16 protein-coding genes and 2 tRNA genes are annotated in these 18,844 nt (G+C 73.3%); 13 read left to right on the top strand and 5 right to left on the bottom strand.

The genetic code is table 11. The features are described 5' to 3' along the window. Positions 1 to 170 precede the first annotated feature (170 nt). Complete coding sequence (locus ACIPXM_RS26270) at positions 171 to 605, bottom strand: SSI family serine proteinase inhibitor (protein WP_401659950.1); 435 nt, start codon at positions 603 to 605, stop codon at positions 171 to 173. Positions 606 to 847: 242 nt separating this feature from the next. On the opposite strand from ACIPXM_RS26270, the gene ACIPXM_RS26265 reads away from it, so the two are divergent. Then, a tRNA-Ser gene (locus tag ACIPXM_RS26265) sits at positions 848 to 938 on the top strand. 302 nt (positions 939 to 1,240) lie between these two features. Continuing rightward, positions 1,241 to 1,313: transfer RNA gene (locus tag ACIPXM_RS26260), tRNA-Arg, on the top strand. A gap of 81 nt (positions 1,314 to 1,394) precedes the next feature. Here the strand turns inward: ACIPXM_RS26260 and ACIPXM_RS26255 are convergent. Beyond that, a complete protein-coding gene (locus ACIPXM_RS26255; protein WP_401659948.1) occupies positions 1,395 to 1,916 on the bottom strand; it encodes a hypothetical protein in 522 nt (173 codons plus the stop codon). 522 nt (positions 1,917 to 2,438) lie between these two features. Here ACIPXM_RS26255 and ACIPXM_RS26250 point away from each other — a divergent pair. Further along, on the top strand, positions 2,439 to 3,347 hold the full coding sequence (locus ACIPXM_RS26250) for a BRO family protein (RefSeq protein WP_401659946.1): 909 nt from the start codon (positions 2,439 to 2,441) through the stop codon (positions 3,345 to 3,347). Positions 3,348 to 3,364: 17 nt separating this feature from the next. Here the strand turns inward: ACIPXM_RS26250 and ACIPXM_RS26245 are convergent, their stop codons facing one another. Beyond that, on the bottom strand, positions 3,365 to 4,651 hold the full coding sequence (locus ACIPXM_RS26245) for an enoyl-[acyl-carrier-protein] reductase FabV (RefSeq protein ID WP_401659943.1): 1,287 nt from the start codon (positions 4,649 to 4,651) through the stop codon (positions 3,365 to 3,367). A 260-nt stretch (positions 4,652 to 4,911) separates the two neighbouring features. Between ACIPXM_RS26245 and ACIPXM_RS26240 the strand changes: the two genes are divergently transcribed. From ACIPXM_RS26240 to ACIPXM_RS26200, 9 genes are all read left to right on the top strand, one after another. Then, a complete protein-coding gene (locus tag ACIPXM_RS26240) occupies positions 4,912 to 5,829 on the top strand; it encodes a DUF2797 domain-containing protein (RefSeq protein WP_401659940.1) in 918 nt (305 codons plus the stop codon). Positions 5,830 to 5,938: 109 nt separating this feature from the next. Next, positions 5,939 to 6,274, top strand: coding sequence for an antibiotic biosynthesis monooxygenase family protein (locus tag ACIPXM_RS26235; protein ID WP_401659937.1), 336 nt, complete (start codon positions 5,939 to 5,941; stop codon positions 6,272 to 6,274). After that, entirely contained in the window at positions 6,261 to 7,259 is a 999-nt protein-coding gene (locus tag ACIPXM_RS26230) for an amidohydrolase family protein (protein WP_401659934.1), read from the top strand. Before ACIPXM_RS26235 ends, ACIPXM_RS26230 begins: the two co-directional genes overlap by 14 nt. Before the next feature lie 85 nt (positions 7,260 to 7,344). Beyond that, positions 7,345 to 8,082: a response regulator transcription factor gene (locus tag ACIPXM_RS26225; RefSeq protein WP_401659931.1), complete on the top strand. Its 738-nt coding sequence runs from the start codon at positions 7,345 to 7,347 to the stop codon at positions 8,080 to 8,082. A 213-nt stretch (positions 8,083 to 8,295) separates the two neighbouring features. Next, entirely contained in the window at positions 8,296 to 9,807 is a 1,512-nt protein-coding gene (locus tag ACIPXM_RS26220) for a sensor histidine kinase (RefSeq protein WP_401660370.1), read from the top strand. Positions 9,808 to 9,935: 128 nt separating this feature from the next. Then, positions 9,936 to 11,189, top strand: a complete 1,254-nt coding sequence (locus ACIPXM_RS26215) for a glycosyltransferase (protein WP_401659928.1) — start codon at positions 9,936 to 9,938, stop codon at positions 11,187 to 11,189. A 16-nt stretch (positions 11,190 to 11,205) separates the two neighbouring features. Next, positions 11,206 to 13,476, top strand: coding sequence for an ArnT family glycosyltransferase (locus tag ACIPXM_RS26210; protein WP_401659926.1), 2,271 nt, complete (start codon positions 11,206 to 11,208; stop codon positions 13,474 to 13,476). A 109-nt stretch (positions 13,477 to 13,585) separates the two neighbouring features. Continuing rightward, complete coding sequence (locus tag ACIPXM_RS26205; protein WP_401659923.1) at positions 13,586 to 15,118, top strand: MFS transporter; 1,533 nt, start codon at positions 13,586 to 13,588, stop codon at positions 15,116 to 15,118. 36 nt (positions 15,119 to 15,154) lie between these two features. Further along, positions 15,155 to 15,961: a TetR/AcrR family transcriptional regulator gene (locus ACIPXM_RS26200; protein ID WP_401659920.1), complete on the top strand. Its 807-nt coding sequence runs from the start codon at positions 15,155 to 15,157 to the stop codon at positions 15,959 to 15,961. A gap of 86 nt (positions 15,962 to 16,047) precedes the next feature. On the opposite strand, the gene ACIPXM_RS26195 is transcribed toward ACIPXM_RS26200, so the two are convergent. Together ACIPXM_RS26195 and ACIPXM_RS26190 are read right to left on the bottom strand one after the other, a co-directional pair. After that, entirely contained in the window at positions 16,048 to 17,679 is a 1,632-nt protein-coding gene (locus ACIPXM_RS26195; protein ID WP_401659917.1) for an MDR family MFS transporter, read from the bottom strand. A gap of 83 nt (positions 17,680 to 17,762) precedes the next feature. Further along, positions 17,763 to 18,206 carry a MarR family winged helix-turn-helix transcriptional regulator gene (locus tag ACIPXM_RS26190; RefSeq protein WP_401659914.1) on the bottom strand — a complete coding sequence of 148 codons (444 nt, stop codon included), beginning with the start codon at positions 18,204 to 18,206 and terminating at the stop codon, positions 17,763 to 17,765. 293 nt (positions 18,207 to 18,499) lie between these two features. Between ACIPXM_RS26190 and ACIPXM_RS26185 the strand changes: the two genes are divergently transcribed. Next, the gene (locus ACIPXM_RS26185; RefSeq protein ID WP_401659911.1) at positions 18,500 to 18,733 is read left to right on the top strand and encodes a hypothetical protein; all 234 of its coding nucleotides are present in this window, start codon (positions 18,500 to 18,502) and stop codon (positions 18,731 to 18,733) included. The last annotated feature ends 111 nt before the right edge of the window (positions 18,734 to 18,844 follow it).

Below are 18,844 nucleotides of genomic sequence, written 5' to 3'. Positions count from 1 at the left end.
GCCTGGTGCCTGGTGCCTGGTGACCGGGCCCCATCTTGCCCCTCGGGCCCCGGCCTGTCACGGAGGGAGTCTAAGGGAGGGGCGGGCTCCGCCTCGGGAGACGGGGTGGAGCTTTGGTGTCGACGGGGCTGGCGGGCCAGATGGGGCCGGTGTGGCCCCTGGTCTCCGGGTCAGTTGGTGACGCGGGGGAGCACGGGGCGGAGGTTCTCCCAGCGGTCGATCTCGCAGCCGTTGGCGCGGGAGAACCGGGAGTCGATGGTGCGGCCCTGGAAGCTGCCGGTGATGTGGGCGGTGGCGGGGCCGCCGTACTGCTCGGTGCACATCTGGTCGGCGGGCACGGGGGCGAACGGGTTTCCGCCGGCCTTCGCGAGCTGTTCGAGCCGCTTGCAGGCGTTGTCGGCGGCGGGGTGGGTGCCGGCGGCCTCGCCGCCGCATTCGAGCTTGAAGGTGCCGTCGGCCTCCTTGAAGCCGCTCTTGGCGACGGTCACGGTGAGGGTGTCCGGCTCGGAGAGCAGCGGCAGCGGGGGCAGCGGGCCGATCCCGAAGACCGTGGTGGCGAGGGGCGCGAGGGTGGCGGCGGTCGCGAGGAGGAGGGGGCGCAGCATGTCGGACTCCGGGCGGGTGGGGGCTGGGGTGCGGTGAGGCGTCGTTCCCTCACTCCTCACTAACGCTCCGGGCTGCGCCGCGTTGCGCAACCGGGATGCGCCGGGCGGGGGCGGCCGGGGGCGCGAAGGGGTGAGGGCTTTGCCCTGGCCCCCTGGTGCCTAGTACGGTGAAAGCGATTGGTGGCACCCGGCTGGTCTGTGTCATCATCTGCACGCACCTTCCGCGCACGCGCGGAGTGCATGGAGGCGTCGCCTAGTCCGGTCTATGGCGCCGCACTGCTAATGCGGTTTGGGTCTTAAAGCCCATCGAGGGTTCAAATCCCTCCGCCTCCGCCCCACCGAAGCCCCGGTCCCCAGGACCGGGGCTTCGATCATTCCCGGGGCCACGGCCATGGCCGGGCCCCCGTTCCGGGCGGGATGTGACCCCGGTCTCTTTCCCCTGTTTTCGAACGCCGGAGCGGGTGCGAGGGGCGGGTCGGGGCCGCTGGGGCGACGGCGCGTCGGGGGACGTTTCCGCAGGTCGCAAGGGGTGTGGCCAATGGATTTCACATGGCGGCGGCAGTCATGTAATGTTCTTCCTGTCGCCGCGAGCGGGCCGAAAGGCCGGGGAGCGAAGACAGAAAAACAAAAGACAAGCACTCGTAGCTTAACGGATAGAGCATCTGACTACGGATCAGAAGGTTGCAGGTTCGAATCCTGCCGAGTGCACACAGGTGAGAGGCCCCGGACGAGAGTCCGGGGCCTCTTGCGTATCCGGGGCGAGGGTGGCCCCCTGCCGCGCGGGGTGGATCAGGAGTCGTCGCAGGTGTGGGCGCGGAAGTTCTCGAGCGAGGTGGTCGTCGGGCCCTCGGCGCCTTCCCGGAGGACCTGGCCGGGCTTCAGTTTCTTGAGGTCGGCGAGGGTGAAGCTCACGCCCACGGCGGACCATGAGTTGTCCTCGGTCGCGCCGTAGAGGTGGTAGCTCCGCTTCGGGTCCAGCTTCGCCAGGCGCGTGTCGACGGTCCAGCCGTCGGCGGGGGCGGTGGTGGGGGCCGTCAGGGGCCAGGTGGAGAAGCCCGTGAGCGGGTCTGCCCGTCCCCATTCGCCGACGTACTCGACCGCCTCCGGGTCCGGGTCGTCCAGGGCGAGGAGTGCGACGTCGATGTGGTCGTGGCACATCACGATCACGCCGAGCGGTCGGCCGTCCTCCGTCACCGAGATGCCGGTCACCCCGGCGATGGGCACGGTGCACCCCGCGAGCGCGGGCAGCGCGGTGAGCGCGCCGACGAGCGCGGCGGCGACGGCGAAAGGGCGGCGGGGGCGGGTCGGCATGGGTTCATCCTGCGGGCCGCCTCCGCGCCGGGGGGCGTGTCATCGAGGTGTGATCGAGGGCAGGCCGGGCCGTGACGTGGACCGGTGAATTCCGGTGCGGGGGTGTGGCGGTGGGGTGTTGAGGGTGTCAGCGGGGGCGGGTTGGGGGCGTGCGGCTCTCGGACCCGGGCGCTACGAGACGCTGCTGTGCGCCGGGGAACGGGACGGCGCGCCGTTGCTCACCTTCACCGCGCCCTGGCGGCTCGGCGAGGTGGCACCGCTCCCGTCCTCGGAGCCGGCCTGCGCGAGGCCGGGACCTGTCCGACGAGGAGGTCGTCGCCTGTCTGCTCGGCTGTCCGGGGGTCGCCCGGGGCTGGTCCCCGGACCGGGTACGGGATCTCGTCGCCGACCCGGACAGCGCCCCGCTCCCCTCCTCCGACCCCGGCGACACGCCGCGCCGACCCACACCTTCGGGTGAACCGAGCTGATTTCCATGTCAGTTGAATATGCCCTCGGCCTAGCGTGCAGGTGGAGGTGACGCCCATGAGCGCCAGTGAGTCCCATGCGGCCAGCGACGCCATCGACATCGACGACTTCGTGCACGCCGCCCTCGGCAGGCGGCTGCCCCGGCTCACATTGCCCGACGGGACCCACTGGTTCCCCGCCGTCGAGGCGGCCCGCGCGCTCGGCCACGCCAGTGCCCGCCAGGCGCTCCGCGCCCATGTCGCGGACGCCCTGCACACCACCGTCGCCGAGCTGCCCCTCGAACTCCACGGCCCCGGCGCCGCCCTCCGCAACGGCATGCGCGCCGCCACCCGCGTCGTCTGCCTCGAAGGGCTCGTCCAGCTCGTCAACGCCTCCGCCCGCGCCGAGACCGCGCCGTTTCGCGAGTGGGCCGCCGAGGTCGTCGCCGGGGTGCAGCGCGACGGCTCGTACGGACTCGAACTCTCCCCCGTCACCTCGGGCTTCGTCCTCCCGCAGCGCCTCCTCGACGTCCTCGTACGGCTTGAGGAGAGCGCACTGCGGCTCGACGCCGACCCGGCCGCCGAGTGCGGCGCGCTGCTCCGCGAGGCCGGGCGGGACCTGCACCGGATCGCCGACTCGCTCGAATCCCTCGAACGCCTCGCCGTCCCCGCCCAGCGCGCCCTCCCGCCCGAGCCGGGCGCGGACCACCCCCTGCCCGTCCCCGCCGCCCGCACCCCGCAGGAGCTCCTCGCCTCCTGGTGCGCCCGTGACGCCGTCGTCGGCGCCGACGTCCACGCCGTCGCCGCCTATCTCGCCCCGGCCCTCGTCCGTGGCGGGGTCCGCTACCGCCTGGAGGAGGTCGCCGACCGCACCGGCCTCACCACCGACCGGGTCCGCGACTGCGTACGGACCCTGGTCGAGCGCGGCTGCATGCGCCACGCGGGCGGCGCGGGCACCGACGGCGGGCTCCTCTACGTCCTCCCCTGAGGGGAGAACGGAAAGCTTTACTCCGACGCCGACGAAAGCGACGGCCAGGGGACGGCCGTGAGCACCGGCGGCGCGTAGTCCACGCCCGCCACGCCCCACCCGTACAGCTCCCGCACCTGGCCCATGAACCAGTCCGCGCCGCCCCGCGCCTCGCGCAGGCCCGCCTCCGGGTCCGCCCACAGCGCCCGCACCCGGTCCTGCACCGCCGGGTCCAGCTCCCAGCCGTCGAGGCGGATCCGGCCCGCGTCGTCCAGGACCAGCGGGCTGCGGCCGGTCAGCTGGTCCCACAGGTCGACGGCCTGGTCGGCCGGGGAGCGGAAGCCCTCGGGGCCGAGGACCGTGCGGAGGAAGGCCGTGTAGAGGGCGATCGACGGGATCGCGCTTGACGCCTGGGTCACCGCGGCGCCCGCCACCACCGTGAACGCCCGGCCGCCGACCGCCGTCAGCGCGGGCGAGTCCGCGAGGGTACGGGCGGTCCGCTCCAGGTGCTCCTTGGCGGCGCCGATGGTGCCCTGCCGGTAGACGGGGGCCGTGACCTCCGAGCCGACATAGGTCAGCGCCACCGTGGTGAACCCGGCGGCGAGCAGGCCGCGTTCGGCCAGCGCCGCCGTCCACAGCCGCCAGTCCGCGCCGCCCATCACCGCGACGGTGGCCGCCGTCTCCTCCTCCGTGCCCGGTTCGAGGCGGATCCGGGACACCTCGGGCGCCGGGCCCGAGAAGTCGAGCGCGGGCGCCTCGTACGGCCCGCCCAGCGGCTTGATCACCGAGTGGTGCACGGTGCCGGTGGCCGGGTCGGTGCGGCGCGGGGCGGCCAGGCTGTAGATCAGGTGGTCGACCGGCCCGTAGCGCTCCTCGACCAGGTCGAGGACCTGCTTCTTGCCCGCGTCGGAGAAGGCGTCGGCGTTGACGAAGACGAAGTCGCCGTCCGTCTCGCGGACCAGCTCGGCGGCGGCCGCCGTCCGGTACCAGCCGGCCGTCGCCGTCCGCCGCCCGTTGTCCGCGCCCTCGAAGGCGACGCCGACACCCCGGATGCCGTGCCGCCGCAGGCCCGCGAGGAGCGTGGCGAGGCCGTACCCGGCCGAGTGGCCGAGGACCAGCACGACCGGCCCGCTCCCCCCGCTCCCCCGGAGTTCGGTGTTCGCGTCGGCTTCGGTGTTCGCGTCGGCCGCCGGGATCTCGGCCCAGGCGCGGCGCACGGTCGCCGCCGCCCCCTCCGGGTGGGAGTTCACGATGAGGAATCCGCGCTGCTTCGGTTCGACGAGGCGGGGTTCCGCCGCGGGGGTGTCCGTCTGGGGCGTGCTCATGGCGTGCGTGGTTCCGTTCGGATCGGTACGGCTGGGTACGCGCCGGAGGGCGGCGTACGAGGGCGGCGTACGAGGGCTCGTACGAGGTCGTCGACCGGGGTCCGATCCGCACGGCTCCGGGCCCTCAGGCCCCCGGTCCCGGCCCCCCGGCCTCGTCGCGTCAGCGTATCCACCGCCCCGTGGGCGGTCTCCGACAACCCCGCACGGAGATCCACTTCCGTCGTTGTCCACTCCGTCCTTGACACCGCACACTGGACGCCATGGAGTGGCGGAGCGCCGGGATCACCTGGCGGGACGGGACCCCCGCACTGCGCTGGGCGGGTGCGGGCGGGCGGGTCAGCCCGCTCGCGTACGGGCAGCCGCTCGCCTTCCGCGCCGTCGGCGGTGCCCGCCGCTGCTCCGGCGCCCGCGGCAACCCCTGCCCCCTCGCCGCCACCGTGCCGGGCCGCGGCACCGGCGGCCGGTGCGCCGAGTGCGCGCGCCTGGACCGGGCCCACTCGGTCGCCGCCGACACGATGGCCGACGACCCCCGCCCGTACCGCGTCTATCTCGCCTGGTTCGGGCCAGGACTCGTCAAGGTCGGCATCACGGGCGAGGAGCGCGGCCCGGCGCGGCTGCTCGAACAGGGCGCGGTCGCGTTCAGCTGGCTCGGCCGCGGGCCGCTGATGGCCGCCCGCAGGACCGAGGAGGTGCTGCGGGCCGCGCTCGCCGTGCCCGACCGGATCCCGTACGCGCGGAAGCGGGCCGTACGGTACGGGCTGCCGCCCGCTCCCGAGCGGGCCCGCGAGGTCGCGGAGCTCCACGCGCGGGCCGCCGCCGTGCCCGCCTGGTCGGAGACGCTCGAACCGCTGCCGTGCCGGGTCACGGACCACGCCGGTCCCTTCGGGCTCGCGGGCCTTGAGGAGCGGGGGACCGGGCCCGTCGCCGTCGTCACCGAACTCGTCGACGACGGGGTGGTCGCCGGGCGGCTGCTCGCCGCCGCCGGGCCCGACCTGCACCTCGCCGGGCCCGCCGCCGACGGCGGCACCCTCGTCCTCGACACCCGGCTGCTCACCGGCTGGGGGCTCGTCGCGGGACCCGAGGACCCGCACGTCTCCGTGCCCCTGGCCGTATCCCCGGCCCGGTCAGATGCCCGGTCAGCGGCCCTGGCCGAGGACAGTCAGGACGCCCTTTTCTGAGCGGGGGCGCGGGGCGGAAGGGGTGAACGGCAAAGACTTGGATCCCTTTTGGATCCCCTTCGGTAGTCGCCATGGACACCCGCCCCCGCCGCCCCGCAGGGTTGATCACATGACCCCGCGCCCCGTGGGCGGCTTCGAACCGCCCTACTACACCGCCGTGTTCACCTCGGTCCGGCCCGACGCCCCCGAGGGGTACGCCGAGACCGTCGACCATCTCAAGGACCTCGTCCAGGACATGCCCGGGTTCCTCGGCTACGAGTCCGCCCGCACCCCCGGCGGCCTCGGCATCACCGTCGCCTACTTCCGCGACCTCGCCGGGCTCGACGCCTGGCGGGACCACCCGGAGCACCAGGCCGCGAAGCGGCACGGCCGCGCGCACTGGTACGACAGCTACCGCGTCCACATCGGCCGGGTCGAGCGGAGCTACGGCCATGACGGGGACTGACGCCGGAACCGGCGCCACCACGGAGGCCGCAGCCGGAGCCGAAGCCGGAACCGGCGCCACCACGGAGGCCGAAGCCGGAGCCGAAGCCGCCGACGTACGGCGCTTCGCGCGCCGCCTCGGCCTCCCCGGTCTCATCGACGTCCACACCCACTTCATGCCCCGCGGCGTCCTCGACAAGGTCTGGGCCTACTTCGACTCCGCGGGCCCGCTCACCGGCCGCCCCTGGCCCATCCGCTACCGCGCCGAGGAGGACCGCCGGGTCGAGCTGCTGCGCGCCTTCGGGGTGCGCCGCTTCACCGCGATGCTCTACCCGCACAAGCCCGACATGGCCGGCTGGCTCAACGACTGGGCCGCCGACTTCGCCGCCCGGGTGCCCGACTGCCTGCACACCGCGACCTTCTTCCCCGAGCCCGGCGCGCCCGACCTCGTGGGCCGCGCCCTGGCCCGTGGCGCCCGGGTCTTCAAGGCGCACGTCCAGGTCGGCGGCTACGACCCGAACGACCCGCTGCTCGACCAGGTCTGGGGCACGCTCGCGGAGGCGGGCGTCCCGGTCGTCGTGCACTGCGGCTCGGGCCCGGCCCCCGGCCCGTACACCGGTCCCGGCCCGATCGCCCGGCTGCTCGCCCGGCACCCCCGGCTGCCGCTCGTCGTGGCGCACATGGGGATGCCGGAGTACGGGGAGTTCCTCGACCTCGCCGAGCGGTACGAGCGCGTCCACCTCGACACCACCATGGCCTTCACCGACTTCAGCGAGGAGCTCGCGCCGTTCCCGGCGGACGGCCCGAAGCGGCTCGACGCGCTGCGCGAGCGGGTGCTGCTCGGCTCCGACTTCCCGAACATCCCCTATCCGTACGTCCACCAGCTGCACGCCCTCGAACGGCTCGGGCTCGGCGACGACTGGCTCCGCGCGGTCTGCCACGACAACGCGGCCCGGCTGTTCGGACCCCTCGGGCCGCCAGGGCCACTTCCTGAGCCGGCTCTCTGACGTTTCTCAGGGAACCTGACGTTTCTCAGGGAATTCACAGGAAAGCGAAAGGGGCGTCTCACCCGCCGCCGCGAGCGTGGTCCCCATGACTGCGACCACCCCACGCTCGCGTACCGATCTGCTCCGGCCCGACGGCACCGCCGTCCGCGTCCTCGTCGTCGACGACGAGGCATCGCTCGCCGAGCTGCTGTCGATGGCCCTGCGCTACGAGGGCTGGCAGGTGCACAGCGCCGGTGACGGGGCCGGGGCGCTGCGGATCGCGCGGGAGTTCCGGCCCGACGTCGTGCTGCTGGACATGATGCTGCCCGACATGGACGGGCTCGCCGTCCTCGGGCGGCTTCGGCGCGAGCTGCCGGAGGTGCCGGTCCTGTTCCTCACCGCGAAGGACGCGCTGGAGGACCGGATCGCCGGGCTCACGGCGGGCGGCGACGACTACGTCACCAAGCCGTTCAGCCTGGAGGAGGTCGTGGCCCGGCTGCGCGGGCTCATCCGGCGTTCGGGCGCCGCCCAGGCGCGCGCCGAGTCGGTGCTCACGGTCGGCGACCTCACCCTCGACGAGGACAGCCACGAGGTGTCCAGGGGCGGCGACTCCATCCATCTCACCGCGACCGAGTTCGAGCTGCTGCGCTTCCTGATGCGCAACCCGCGCCGGGTGCTGTCGAAGGCGCAGATCCTGGACCGGGTGTGGTCGTACGACTTCGGCGGCCAGGCCAACGTCGTCGAGCTCTACATCTCCTATCTGCGGCGGAAGCTCGACGCCGGGCGCAGCCCGATGATCCACACCCGGCGCGGTGCCGGATATCTGATCAAGCCGGGGGAGTAGGCGGGCGTGTCCGTCGCCGTACGCGTGCCCGCACCGGGAGAGGACGGGGGAGCGGACCGGGGCGATTACCGGAGCAAGGGCCGGAGCAAGGACCGGGGCGAGGCCCGGGGCGAGGAGCAGGCGGCCCGGCCGCCCCGGCTCCGGTTCCGCGCGCTCCGGTTCCGCGCGCTCCGGTTCCGCGGGCCGCTCCGGCGGCTCCGTTCCCCCTGGTCGCTGCGCACCCGGCTCGTCGTCTCCGCCGTCGCCCTCATCGCCGTTGTCTGCGCGGTGATCGGCACGGTGACGACGATCGCGTTCCGCTCGTACCTGTACGACCAGGTCGACACCCAGCTCCAGAACGTCGTCAACCGGGCCGCCGGGCCGCCGGTGCCCGCGCCACTCGCGCTGCCGCGCGGCGATCTGCCGCGCGATCCGGGGGAGTTCGTGACCGGACCCGGCGCGCCGCTCGGGACGGTCGGCGCGGTCGTCGAGGACGGGCGGGTGGTGTCCGGCGAGCGGTCGGTGTCGTCGCCGGAGGGGCCGTACGGGCCGCGGCCCAGCCATGAGGAGCTGGACCCGGCGCAGCTCGCCGCGCTCGGCTCCGTACCGAAGGACGGCACCCCGCACACGGTGGCGCTGCCGGGCGGGCTCGGGGACTACCGGGCGCAGTACGCGCACGGCAAGTACGGGACCTTCGTGGTGGCCGTGCCGCTGGCCGGTCTGCAGGACTCGCTGTCGACGCTGATCGTGGTCGAGCTGAGCGTGACCGGCGCCGGTCTGGTCGCGGCCTCGCTGGCCGGGACGGTGCTCGTACGGGTCGCCCTGCGGCCGCTGCGACGGGTCACCGTGACGGCGGCGCAGGTGGCGCGGCTGCCGCTGCACAGCGGCGAGGTGGCGCTCGACCACCGGGTGCCGGAGGCGCAGGCCGATCCGCGCACCGAGGTGGGGCAGGTCGGCGCGGCCATCAACCGGATGCTGGACCATGTGCATTCGGCGCTGGACGCGCGCCAGCAGAGCGAGACGCGGGTGCGGCAGTTCGTCGCGGACGCCAGTCATGAGCTGCGCACGCCGCTGGCCTCGATCCGGGGTTACGCGGAGCTGACCCGGCGCGGCCGTGGCCGGGAGGACTGCGGTCCCGACACCCGGCACGCGCTCGGGCGGATCGAGTCCGAGGCGACCCGGATGACGGGGCTGGTGGAGGACCTGTTGCTGCTCGCGCGGCTCGACGCGGGACGCCCGCTCTCGTACGAGAGCAGTGATCTCTCCCTCCTCGTGGTGGACGCGGTCTCGGACGCCCGGGTGGCCGGGCCCGACCACCACTGGCGGATCGAACTCCCGCCGGGCGACGCCCCGGTGAAGGTGGCGGCCGACGCCGCCCGGCTGCACCAGGTCCTGGTGAACCTGCTCGCGAACGCCCGTACCCACACCCCGCCCGGCACCACCGTCACCGCCCGGCTGCGCGAGGCCGCCCGCCCCGCCACCGACGGGGTCGCCGCTGCCGGAGCGGTCGTGGAGATCGAGGACGACGGGCCCGGCATCCCGGCCGCCCTGCTCCCCTCCGTCTTCGAACGCTTCGCGCGCGGCGACGCCTCCCGGGCCAGGACCACCGGCAGCACCGGTCTCGGCCTGGCCATCGTCCGGGCCGTCGTCCAGGCGCACGGCGGCGAGGTGACCGTGACCAGCGCGCCGGGCCGGACGGTGTTCGCCGTACGCCTGCCGAAGTCGGGCCCGGGCCACGGCGCGTAGCCGCCCGCGCCCCCGCCCCGTACAGCCCCCCGGCCCCCGGGCCGAGGCACATGAGTACGGCGGCGACTCACAGGCCCGCCACAGCCTCGCCACACAGCCGTGACAGCGCGCCCGGCGACCGTCGGACCATGCGAACGTCACCGAGCGCCGAAACGCTCCCCGCCCGGGAGCACCTGCCCGTGGGCGCGGCCGGCCGGCCCGTCCTCGACGTGGTGGTCCCCGTCTTCAACGAGGAGCAGGACCTGGAGCCGTGCGTGCTGCGGCTGCACGAGCACCTGTCCAGGACCTTCCCGTACGCCTTCCGCGTCACCGTCGCCGACAACGCCTCCACCGACTCGACCCCGCTGATCGCCGCCGGGCTCGCCGCCCGGCTGCCCGAGGTGCGCAGTGTGCGCCTCGAACAGAAGGGCCGGGGGCGGGCGTTGCGGACGGTGTGGTCGGCGTCGGACGCGCCGGTCCTCGCCTACATGGACGTGGATCTGTCCACCGACCTGAACGCGCTGCTCCCGCTGGTCGCCCCGCTGATCTCGGGCCACTCCGACCTGGCGATCGGCTCGCGGCTCAGCCGCTCCTCGCGCGTGGTGCGCGGGCCGAAGCGGGAGTTCATCTCGCGCGCCTACAACCTGATCCTGCGCGGCTCGCTCGCCGCCCGCTTCTCGGACGCCCAGTGCGGCTTCAAGGCGATCCGGCGGGAGGTGGCCGAGCGGCTGCTGCCGATGGTCGAGGACACCGGCTGGTTCTTCGACACCGAGATGCTGGTGCTCGCCGAACGGGCCGGGCTGCGCATCCACGAGGTGCCGGTGGACTGGGTCGACGACCCGCGTTCGACCGTGCACCTCGTCCGGACCGCCACCGACGACCTCAAGGGCGTGCTGCGGGTGGGGCGGGCGCTCGCGACCGGTTCGCTGCCGCTCGACCGGCTGGCCCGCCCGTTCGGCGACGACCCGCGCGACCGCGAACTGTCCGGCGTGCCGGGCGGGCTCGCCCGCCAGCTGGTCGGCTTCTGCGTGGTCGGGGTCCTGTCGACGCTCTGCTACCTGGCGCTGTACTCCCTCTTCCGGTACGGCGTCGGCGCCCAGCTCGCGAACGCCGCCGCCCTGCTGATCTCCGCCGTCGCCAACACCGCCGCGAACCGGCGGCTCACCTTCGGCGTGCGGGGCCGGGCCCTGGCCGCCCGCCACCAGGCGCAGGGGCTCGTGGTGTTCGGCATCGGTCTCGCTCTGACCAGCGGCTCGCTGGCCGCGCTCGGGGCGGCGACCGGCGATCCGGCGCATTCGACCGAGCTCGCGGTGCTGATCGTCGCCAATCTCGCGGCGACGGTCGTGCGCTTCCTGCTCTTCCGGCTCTGGGTGTTCCCGGAGCGTTCCCTCACCAGGACCTGACGAGGACGACCAGCTGATGAACTCCCTGACCACCGGGGTCCGGAGCACCGGATCCCTGACCCCCCGGGCCCTGGCCGACCGAGCCCGGCGCGCCTGGCGCGGCCGGCCCGAGGACGCGCCCTGGGCCCGCCCGGCGCTCTACGGCCTGCTGCTGCTCACCGCCGCCCTCTACCTGTGGAACCTCGGCTCCAGCGGCTACGCCAACTCCTTCTACTCGGCCGCCGTCCAGGCGGGCGGCGAGAGCTGGAAGGCGTTCTTCTTCGGCTCGCTCGACTCCGCGAACGCCATCACCGTCGACAAGCCCCCGGCCGCGCTCTGGCCGATGGCCCTGTCCGTCCGTCTCTTCGGCCTCGGTTCCTGGCAGATCCTGGTGCCCGAGGTGCTGATGGGCGTGGCGACCGTCGGTGTCCTGTACGCGGCGGTACGGCGCCGGTTCGGCGCGGGCGCGGGCCTGATCGCGGGCGCGGTGCTGGCACTGACCCCGGTCGCCGCGCTGATGTTCCGGTTCAACAACCCGGACGCCCTGCTCGCCCTGCTGATGACGGTCGCCGTGTACTGCGTGCTGCGCGCCCTGGAGCTGGACCGGGGCGCGGCGCGGTGGCTGGTGTGGGCGGGGGTGGCGATCGGCTTCGCGTTCCTCGCGAAGACCCTTCAGGCGTTCCTGATCCTGCCGGTCCTGGCGCTCGTGTACGTGGTCTGCGCGCCGGGCGGTCTCGGTCGCCGGCTCGGCCGGCTGGCGCTCGGCGGGCTCGCGCTCGTGGTGTCGGCGGGCTGGTGGGTGGCCCTGGTCGAGCTGTGGCCGAAGTCCTCGCGGCCGTATGTCGGCGGCTCGCAGAACAACAGTTTCCTGGAGCTGACCTTCGGCTACAACGGCCTCGGGCGGCTCAACGGCGACGAGGTCGGGAGCGTGGGCGGCGGCGCCCGTGGCGGTGCCGGGGGCGGTGCGGGCGGCTTCGAGCTGCCGGGTGGCGCCGAGTTCGCGGGCGGCGGCGCGGGGATGCCGGGCGCGCCGGGCGGCGGGCGCGGTGGCGGCGGTGGTGGCGGCTGGGGCGAGACGGGTCTCGGCCGGATGTTCAACGAGCAGATCGGCGGCCAGATCTCCTGGCTGCTGCCCGCCGCGCTGTTCCTGCTGGTGGCCGGGCTGGTGGTGACCTGGCGTGCCTCGCGCACGGACACGGCCCGGGCCGCGTTCCTGGTGTGGGGCGGCGCGCTGCTGATGACGACCGGTGTCTTCAGCTTCATGGCCGGGATCTTCCACGAGTACTACACGGTGGCCATGGCCCCGTACCTCGCCGCCCTGATCGGCATGGGCGTGGCGGTGCTGTGGGAGGAGCGGGCCCAGTGGGCGGCCTCGGCGGCGCTGGCGGTGGCGGCCGCGGGCACGGCGGTGTGGGGCTGGGTGCTGCTCGGCCGGACGCAGGACTGGCTGCCGTGGTTGCGCTGGGCGGTCCTGGTGGCCGGGTGCGCGGCGGCGCTCGGGCTGCTGTGCACGGGCCTGTTCGCGGGCCGTCTCGACCGGGCTCTCGGGCGGGTTCTCGGGCGGAGGTTCGGCCTGGGGCTCGCGGGCCTCGGCCTGGCGGCGGGCCTCGCGGGGCCCTTCGCGTACACCCTTGCGACGCTCGGCCAGGGCCACCAGGGGTCGATCGTGACGGCGGGCCCGGCGGGCGGTCTTGGTGGTGGTCCTGGCGGTGGTCCTGGCGGGCGGCCGGGCGGCCGGATGGCTTTCCCGGGCGGGGGTCAGGGCGGCGGTCCGGGCGGGGGCATGGCGATGCCCGGTGGTACGGGTGCGGGCCAGGGCCAGCAGCCGCCGGGGCAGGGCCAGTTCCCGGGGGCGCCGGGGATGCCGGGCATGCCGGGCACCTCCGACGGTACCGACGGTGACGGCAATCGTGGTGCGAACCGCGAAGGCAACCGCGGCGGTGGCATGGGCGGCCTCCTCGGCGGCGCCCAGGTCGGGGCCGAGGCCAAGGCGAAGCTGCTCGACGGCGCGAGCTCGTACACCTGGGTCGCGGCGGCCGTCGGCGCCCAGAACGCGGCGAGCTACCAACTCGCCACCGAGAAGCCGGTGATGGCGATCGGCGGCTTCAACGGCAGCGACCCGTCCCCGACGCTCGCGCAGTTCAAGCGGTACGTGGCGGAGGGCCGGATCCACTACCTCATCGGCGGCGGGGGCATGGGCGGCGGGTCCGGGACCAGCGGCGCCATCACCTCCTGGGTCGAGTCGACCTTCACCAAGGTCACGGTCGGCGACGCCACCTTCTACGACCTGACGAGGCCCACGGCCTGAACCCCGGCCACGTCCTGACCGACCCGCTCACCTAAATCCCTATACAGCGTACGAGAGCCCTTGTACGGTGTACGAGCAACCTGCCTCGTGCACCGTATAAGGAGCTCTCATGACGGCGCCGACCGCCGAGACCCCACCCACCGCGGCACCCGCCGTGCCCGCCGCTTCCGGCGGTCACCCACAGCGCTGGCTGATCCTCGGCGTCATCTGCCTCGCCCAGCTCACCGTGCTGCTCGACAACACCATCCTCGGTGTCGCCATCCCCTCCCTCACCAGCGAACTCCACGCGTCCACCAGCGACATCCAGTGGATGATCAACGCCTACTCGCTGGTCCAGTCGGGCCTGCTGCTCACCGCGGGCAACGCCGCCGACCGCTACGGCCGCAAGAAGCTGCTCGCCGCCGGACTCGCGCTCTTCGGGCTCGGCTCGCTCGCCGCCGGACTCGCCGACTCCTCCACGCAGTTGATCGCCGCCCGGGCGGGCATGGGCATCGGCGGCGCGCTGCTGATGACCACCACGCTCGCCGTCGTCATGCAGATCTTCGACGACTCGGAGCGGGTCAAGGCCATCGCGCTGTGGGCGACGGTCGGTTCGCTCGGCTTCGCCGCCGGGCCGCTGATCGGCGGCGCCATCCTCAACCACTTCTGGTGGGGGATGATCTTCCTCATCAACATCCCGGTGGCCGTGCTCGGCCTGGTCGCCGTCCTCAAGCTGGTCCCCGAGTCCAAGAACCCGCAGGGCGAACGCCCCGACCTGGTCGGCGCGCTGCTCTCCACCATCGGCATGACCGCCGCCGTGTACGCGATCATCACCGGCCCCGAGCACGGCTGGACCTCCACCGAGGTGCTGGTCCCGGCCGCGATCGGCGTCGTCGTGCTCGGCGCGTTCGCGCTGTGGGAGCTGCGCGTCCCGTATCCGATGCTCGACATGCACTTCTTCCGCAACCAGAAGTTCGTGGGCGCGGTCGCGGGCGCGATCCTGGTGATGTTCGGGATGGGCGGGTCGCTGTTCCTGCTCACCCAGCACCTGCAGTTCGTGCTCGGGTACGAGCCGCTGGAGGCGGGCCTGCGGATGGCGCCGCTGGCGCTGACCGTCGTCGCGCTCAACCTGACCGGCGTCGGCCCGCGGATCGTGCTGAAGCTCGGCACCCCGCTCACCGTGGCGGTCGGCATGACGCTGGTCGCGGGCGGGCTCACCTCGATCGCGGTGATCGGCGGCGGCACCGAGGGCACCTACTGGGGGATGCTGCTCGGCCTGGTTCTGATGGGCGTCGGCCTCGCCGTCTCCAACCCGGCCATGGCCAACGCCATCATGAGCGCCATCCCGCCGGAGAAGGCCGGTGTCGGCGCGGGCGTCAACGGCACCCTCGCCGAGTTCGGCAACGGTCTCGGCGTCGCCGTCCTGGGCGCCGTCCTCAACGCCCGCTTCGCCGCGCTCGTCACCGTCACCGCCACGTCCCTCCCGGCGGCCCTCGCGGCGGCCGGCGGCGACGCGGAGCGGCGGGCGATCTCCGACGCCTTCGCCTCGGGCCTCCAGACCAGCCAGCTGGTCGGCGCGGTCGCGGTCTTCGCGGGCGGCCTGCTCGCGGCGGCGCTGCTGCGCCGCGCCGAGCGCACGGAGGCACGGAGCGCGGCTGCATAAGCTGGGCGCGGACGACCGGAACGACGGAGGAACGCGATGGTCAAGGCAGCGGACAGGGCCAAGAACCCGGCGCGTTCCAGCGTCTGGCTGGAGAACCGGGACGTCCCCGCACGCGGCGGGGGCGGCCCGGCCGGGCTCGACCGCGACCGGATCGTCGCCGCGTCCGTCCGGATGCTCGACGAGGAGGGCCTGACCAAGCTCTCCATGCGCAAGCTGGCGACCGAGCTGAACGTCACCGCGATGTCCCTGTACTGGTACGTGGACACCAAGGACGACATCATCGAGTACGCGATCGACACCTGTTATGCCGAGGTCGACGTGGCCGCCGTCGACGCGGCCGGAGGCTGGCAGGAGCGGGTCCGGGTGCTCGCCCTCGAATACCGGCGGATGCTGGTCAGGCACCCCTGGCTGTCGGCGTGCTCGGGCCAGTACCTCAACATCGGGCCGCACTCCGTCGCCGTCGGCGGCAAGATCCAGTCGGCGATCCGGGACACCGGACTGCCGATCTCCCGCCAGCCGAGCGCGACCACGGCCGTCTTCCAGTTCGTGTACGGCTACGGCACGCTGGAGGGCCAGTTCCAGGGGGCCGCGCGGCAGGCGGGGATGTCGCAGGACGAGTACTACACGGACGCGATCGAGGCGTTCCGCGAGGACGAGCGGTTCCTGGCGTCCATGGACGAGATGACGGAGGTCCTCGACGAGCGCCGCTCGCACGGCACCCTCGACGAGATCTGGGACCGCGACTTCGACTACGCGCTCGACGTGCTGGTCGCTGGCATCGAGGTGATGGTGGCGCGCAGCGCCGCGGAGGAGACCTCGCAGGGGACCGCGCAGGAGAAATGACGGAGCGGCGGGCCGTCCCCTGCCCGCCGCTCCGTACCGCACCCGGCCGTGCCTCCGCTCGAAGCACGGTCGGGAGTTCTTGTGTGTCAGGCCGTGGCTTCGGCCTTCTCGGACCCGGTCTTCTCGGAGACCTCGGCCTGGTCGCCCGCCTCGGGCTTGACCGTGTTGCTCTTCAGCGCGACCTCCTTGATGAACAGCGTCACCACGAAGGCCAGCAGCGCGAAGGGCGCCGAGTAGAGGAAGACGTCGCCGACGCCGTGGCCGTACGCGCTCTCCATGACCGTACGGATCGGGGCGGGCAGCTTGTCCATGTCGGGGATGCCGCCGCCGCCCTGGCCCATGGCCGCAGCGGCCTTCGGGCCGAGCTCGGTCAGACCGTCCTTGACGTAGTCGGTGACCCGGTGGGCCATGACCGCGCCGAGCGCCGAGACACCGACCGCACCGCCGAGGGAGCGGAAGAAGGTGACGACGGAGGAGGCGGCGCCGAGGTCGGAGGGGGCGACCTGGTTCTGCGTGCAGAGGACCAGGTTCTGCATCATCATGCCCAGGCCGAGGCCGAGGACCGCCATGAAGATGGCGATGTGCCAGTACTCCGTGTCGTAACGGATCGTGCCGAGCAGCCCGAGGCCGCCCGCGGCGAGGGCGCCGCCGGCGACCAGCCACGCCTTCCAGCGGCCGGTCTTGGTGATGATCATGCCGGAGACCGTCGAGGAGACGAACAGACCGCCGATCATCGGGATGGTGAGGACGCCGGACATCGTCGGCGACTCGTTGCGAGCCAGCTGGAAGTACTGGGAGAAGAAGACCGTGCCGGCGAACATCGCGACACCCACGAAGAGCGAGGCCAGCGAGGCCAGCGTGATCGTGCGGTTGCGGAACAGGCGCAGCGGGATGATCGGCTCGGACGCCTTGGACTCGACGAGCAGGAAGATCGCGCCGAGCAGGACCGAACCGCCGACCATGGCGGCCGTCTGCCAGGACATCCAGTCGTACTTGTCGCCCGCGAAGGTGACCCAGACCAGGAGCAGCGAGACGGCGGCGCTGATGAAGAAGGCGCCCGCCCAGTCGACCTTGACCTGGCGCTTCACGACGGGGAGCTTCAGGGTCTTCTGCAGCACGATCAGCGCGATGAGCGCGAAGGGCACGCCGACGTAGAAGCACCAGCGCCAGCCGAGCCACTCGGTGTCGGTGATGACGCCGCCGAGCAGCGGGCCGCCGACGGTGGCGACGGCGAAGGTGGCGCCGAGGTAGCCGCTGTACCGGCCGCGCTCACGCGGGGCGATCATGGCGGCCAGGATGATCTGGGAGAGGGCGGTCAGACCGCCCACGCCGATGCCCTGGACCACGCGGCAGGCGATCAGCATGCCGGTGTTCTGGGAGAGACCGGCGACGACCGAGCCGGTGACGTAGATGACCAGGGCTATCTGGACCAGCAGCTTCTTGGAGAAGAGGTCCGCGAGCTTGCCCCAGAGCGGGGTGGTCGCCGTCATCGAGAGGAGGGCGGCGGTGACGACCCAGGTGTAGGCGGACTGGCCGCCGCCGAGGTCGGTGATGATCTGGGGGAGGGCGTTCGAGACGATCGTCGAGGACAGGATGGCGACGAACATGCCGAGCAGAAGCCCGGACAGCGCCTCCATGATCTGCCGGTGCGTCATCGGGGCACCGGTGGAGTCGGTCCGGCCTTCCCGTACACCCGTGGCAGGTGCGGTGGTAGCCATGAGTTTCCTTTGCGTGAAGTCTGCGGTGGAGCGGGTGGAGTGGCGCGAGCGTGACGGTCGCGGTCGCGGGCCGGTGGCGGGGGTCAGCCCTGCTGGGCCCGGCAGTCCCCGAAGGAGTCGCGGAGCCGGGCGAGCAGGGTGGTGAGCAGGACGACGTCTTCGTCGGACCACTCCGTGAGGTGGCGGGCGAAGGCGTCGGCGACGCGTCGGTCGAGATCGCCGAGCATCGCGTGGCCTTCGTCGGTGAGCCGCAGGATCCGGGAGCGCTTGTCGTCGGGGTCGGGCATCCGCTCGACCCAGCCGTGTTCCACGGTGTGCGCCACATGACGGCTGCAGACGGACATGTCGACGGCCATGACCTCGGCCAGCCGGCTCATCCGCATGTCGCCGTGGTGGTTGATGAGGGCGAGCACCGCCGCCGCGCCGCCCTGGCAGTGGGCGGGCAGGACGCGGGCGATGCCGCGCTTCACGGCGCCGATGGCGCTCACCGCGCGGGCGAGCTCCTCGTAGCGGCTCAGCGTCTCCATCGGATGTCCCCTGGTCCCCTGTTCCCTGGTGTCTGGTCCCCTGATCTTGTTGCTTAGAGCAACCATAGAGATGGATGGTTGCTTCAGGCAAACTAAATCGGTCAAAGCGCGCTAAAGAATCGGCAAAGCGCGTGGAGGGTGGGTCGAGGGCGGGTCGAAGGCGGGGTGAGCGGCCTGCGGCGGGCCCGTGACGGGCCCGTGACGGGGGTGGGGCGCGGGTGGGGCGCGGGTTCGGTGGGGATTCAGGGGCCGGGGCTTGGGTCCGGAACGCCACCTTCGCTAGGGTCCGGGCCATGGCACACAACCCCCAAGCACCGTACGGCCAGGGCGGCCAGGGCTCTGATGGCTCCTACGACCCCGCCGGCAGCACCCAGATGTTCCGCGCCTTCGTCGACGAGGGCACCCCGCAGCGCCAGCAGCACCAGCCCGCCCCGGCGCAGTCCTCCGGCCCGCGCGTGGGCCTGATCGTCGGCGTGGTCGTGGCGATCGCCGTCCTGGCGGGGGTGGCCTGGCTGGCCCTCGGCTGATCCGACCCTCGGTACCGCGGAGGCGGTCGCGGGGGGGGGGGGGGCGCCGCCCGGCCCCCCCCCCCCCCCCCCCCCCCCCCCCCCCCCCCCCCCCCCCCCCCCCCCCCCCCC

The sequence above is a fragment of the Streptomyces sp. NPDC090025 genome (assembly GCF_044748125.1).
GTDB lineage: Bacteria > Actinomycetota > Actinomycetes > Streptomycetales > Streptomycetaceae > Streptomyces.
Note: the sequence above shows the minus strand (reverse complement) of the source record. Positions and strands in the feature narration are given on the sequence as shown.

Coding starts and splice junctions, on each gene's coding strand:
- ACIPXM_RS26270 (WP_401659950.1), bottom strand. CDS start 605: ATGCTGCGCCCCCTCCTCCTCGCGACCGCCGCCACCCTCGCGCCCCTC.
- ACIPXM_RS26255 (WP_401659948.1), bottom strand. CDS start 1,916: ATGCCGACCCGCCCCCGCCGCCCTTTCGCCGTCGCCGCCGCGCTCGTC.
- ACIPXM_RS26250 (WP_401659946.1), top strand. CDS start 2,439: ATGAGCGCCAGTGAGTCCCATGCGGCCAGCGACGCCATCGACATCGAC.
- ACIPXM_RS26245 (WP_401659943.1), bottom strand. CDS start 4,651: ATGAGCACGCCCCAGACGGACACCCCCGCGGCGGAACCCCGCCTCGTC.
- ACIPXM_RS26240 (WP_401659940.1), top strand. CDS start 4,912: ATGGAGTGGCGGAGCGCCGGGATCACCTGGCGGGACGGGACCCCCGCA.
- ACIPXM_RS26235 (WP_401659937.1), top strand. CDS start 5,939: ATGACCCCGCGCCCCGTGGGCGGCTTCGAACCGCCCTACTACACCGCC.
- ACIPXM_RS26230 (WP_401659934.1), top strand. CDS start 6,261: ATGACGGGGACTGACGCCGGAACCGGCGCCACCACGGAGGCCGCAGCC.
- ACIPXM_RS26225 (WP_401659931.1), top strand. CDS start 7,345: ATGACTGCGACCACCCCACGCTCGCGTACCGATCTGCTCCGGCCCGAC.
- ACIPXM_RS26215 (WP_401659928.1), top strand. CDS start 9,936: ATGCGAACGTCACCGAGCGCCGAAACGCTCCCCGCCCGGGAGCACCTG.
- ACIPXM_RS26210 (WP_401659926.1), top strand. CDS start 11,206: ATGAACTCCCTGACCACCGGGGTCCGGAGCACCGGATCCCTGACCCCC.
- ACIPXM_RS26205 (WP_401659923.1), top strand. CDS start 13,586: ATGACGGCGCCGACCGCCGAGACCCCACCCACCGCGGCACCCGCCGTG.
- ACIPXM_RS26200 (WP_401659920.1), top strand. CDS start 15,155: ATGGTCAAGGCAGCGGACAGGGCCAAGAACCCGGCGCGTTCCAGCGTC.
- ACIPXM_RS26195 (WP_401659917.1), bottom strand. CDS start 17,679: ATGGCTACCACCGCACCTGCCACGGGTGTACGGGAAGGCCGGACCGAC.
- ACIPXM_RS26190 (WP_401659914.1), bottom strand. CDS start 18,206: ATGGAGACGCTGAGCCGCTACGAGGAGCTCGCCCGCGCGGTGAGCGCC.
- ACIPXM_RS26185 (WP_401659911.1), top strand. CDS start 18,500: ATGGCACACAACCCCCAAGCACCGTACGGCCAGGGCGGCCAGGGCTCT.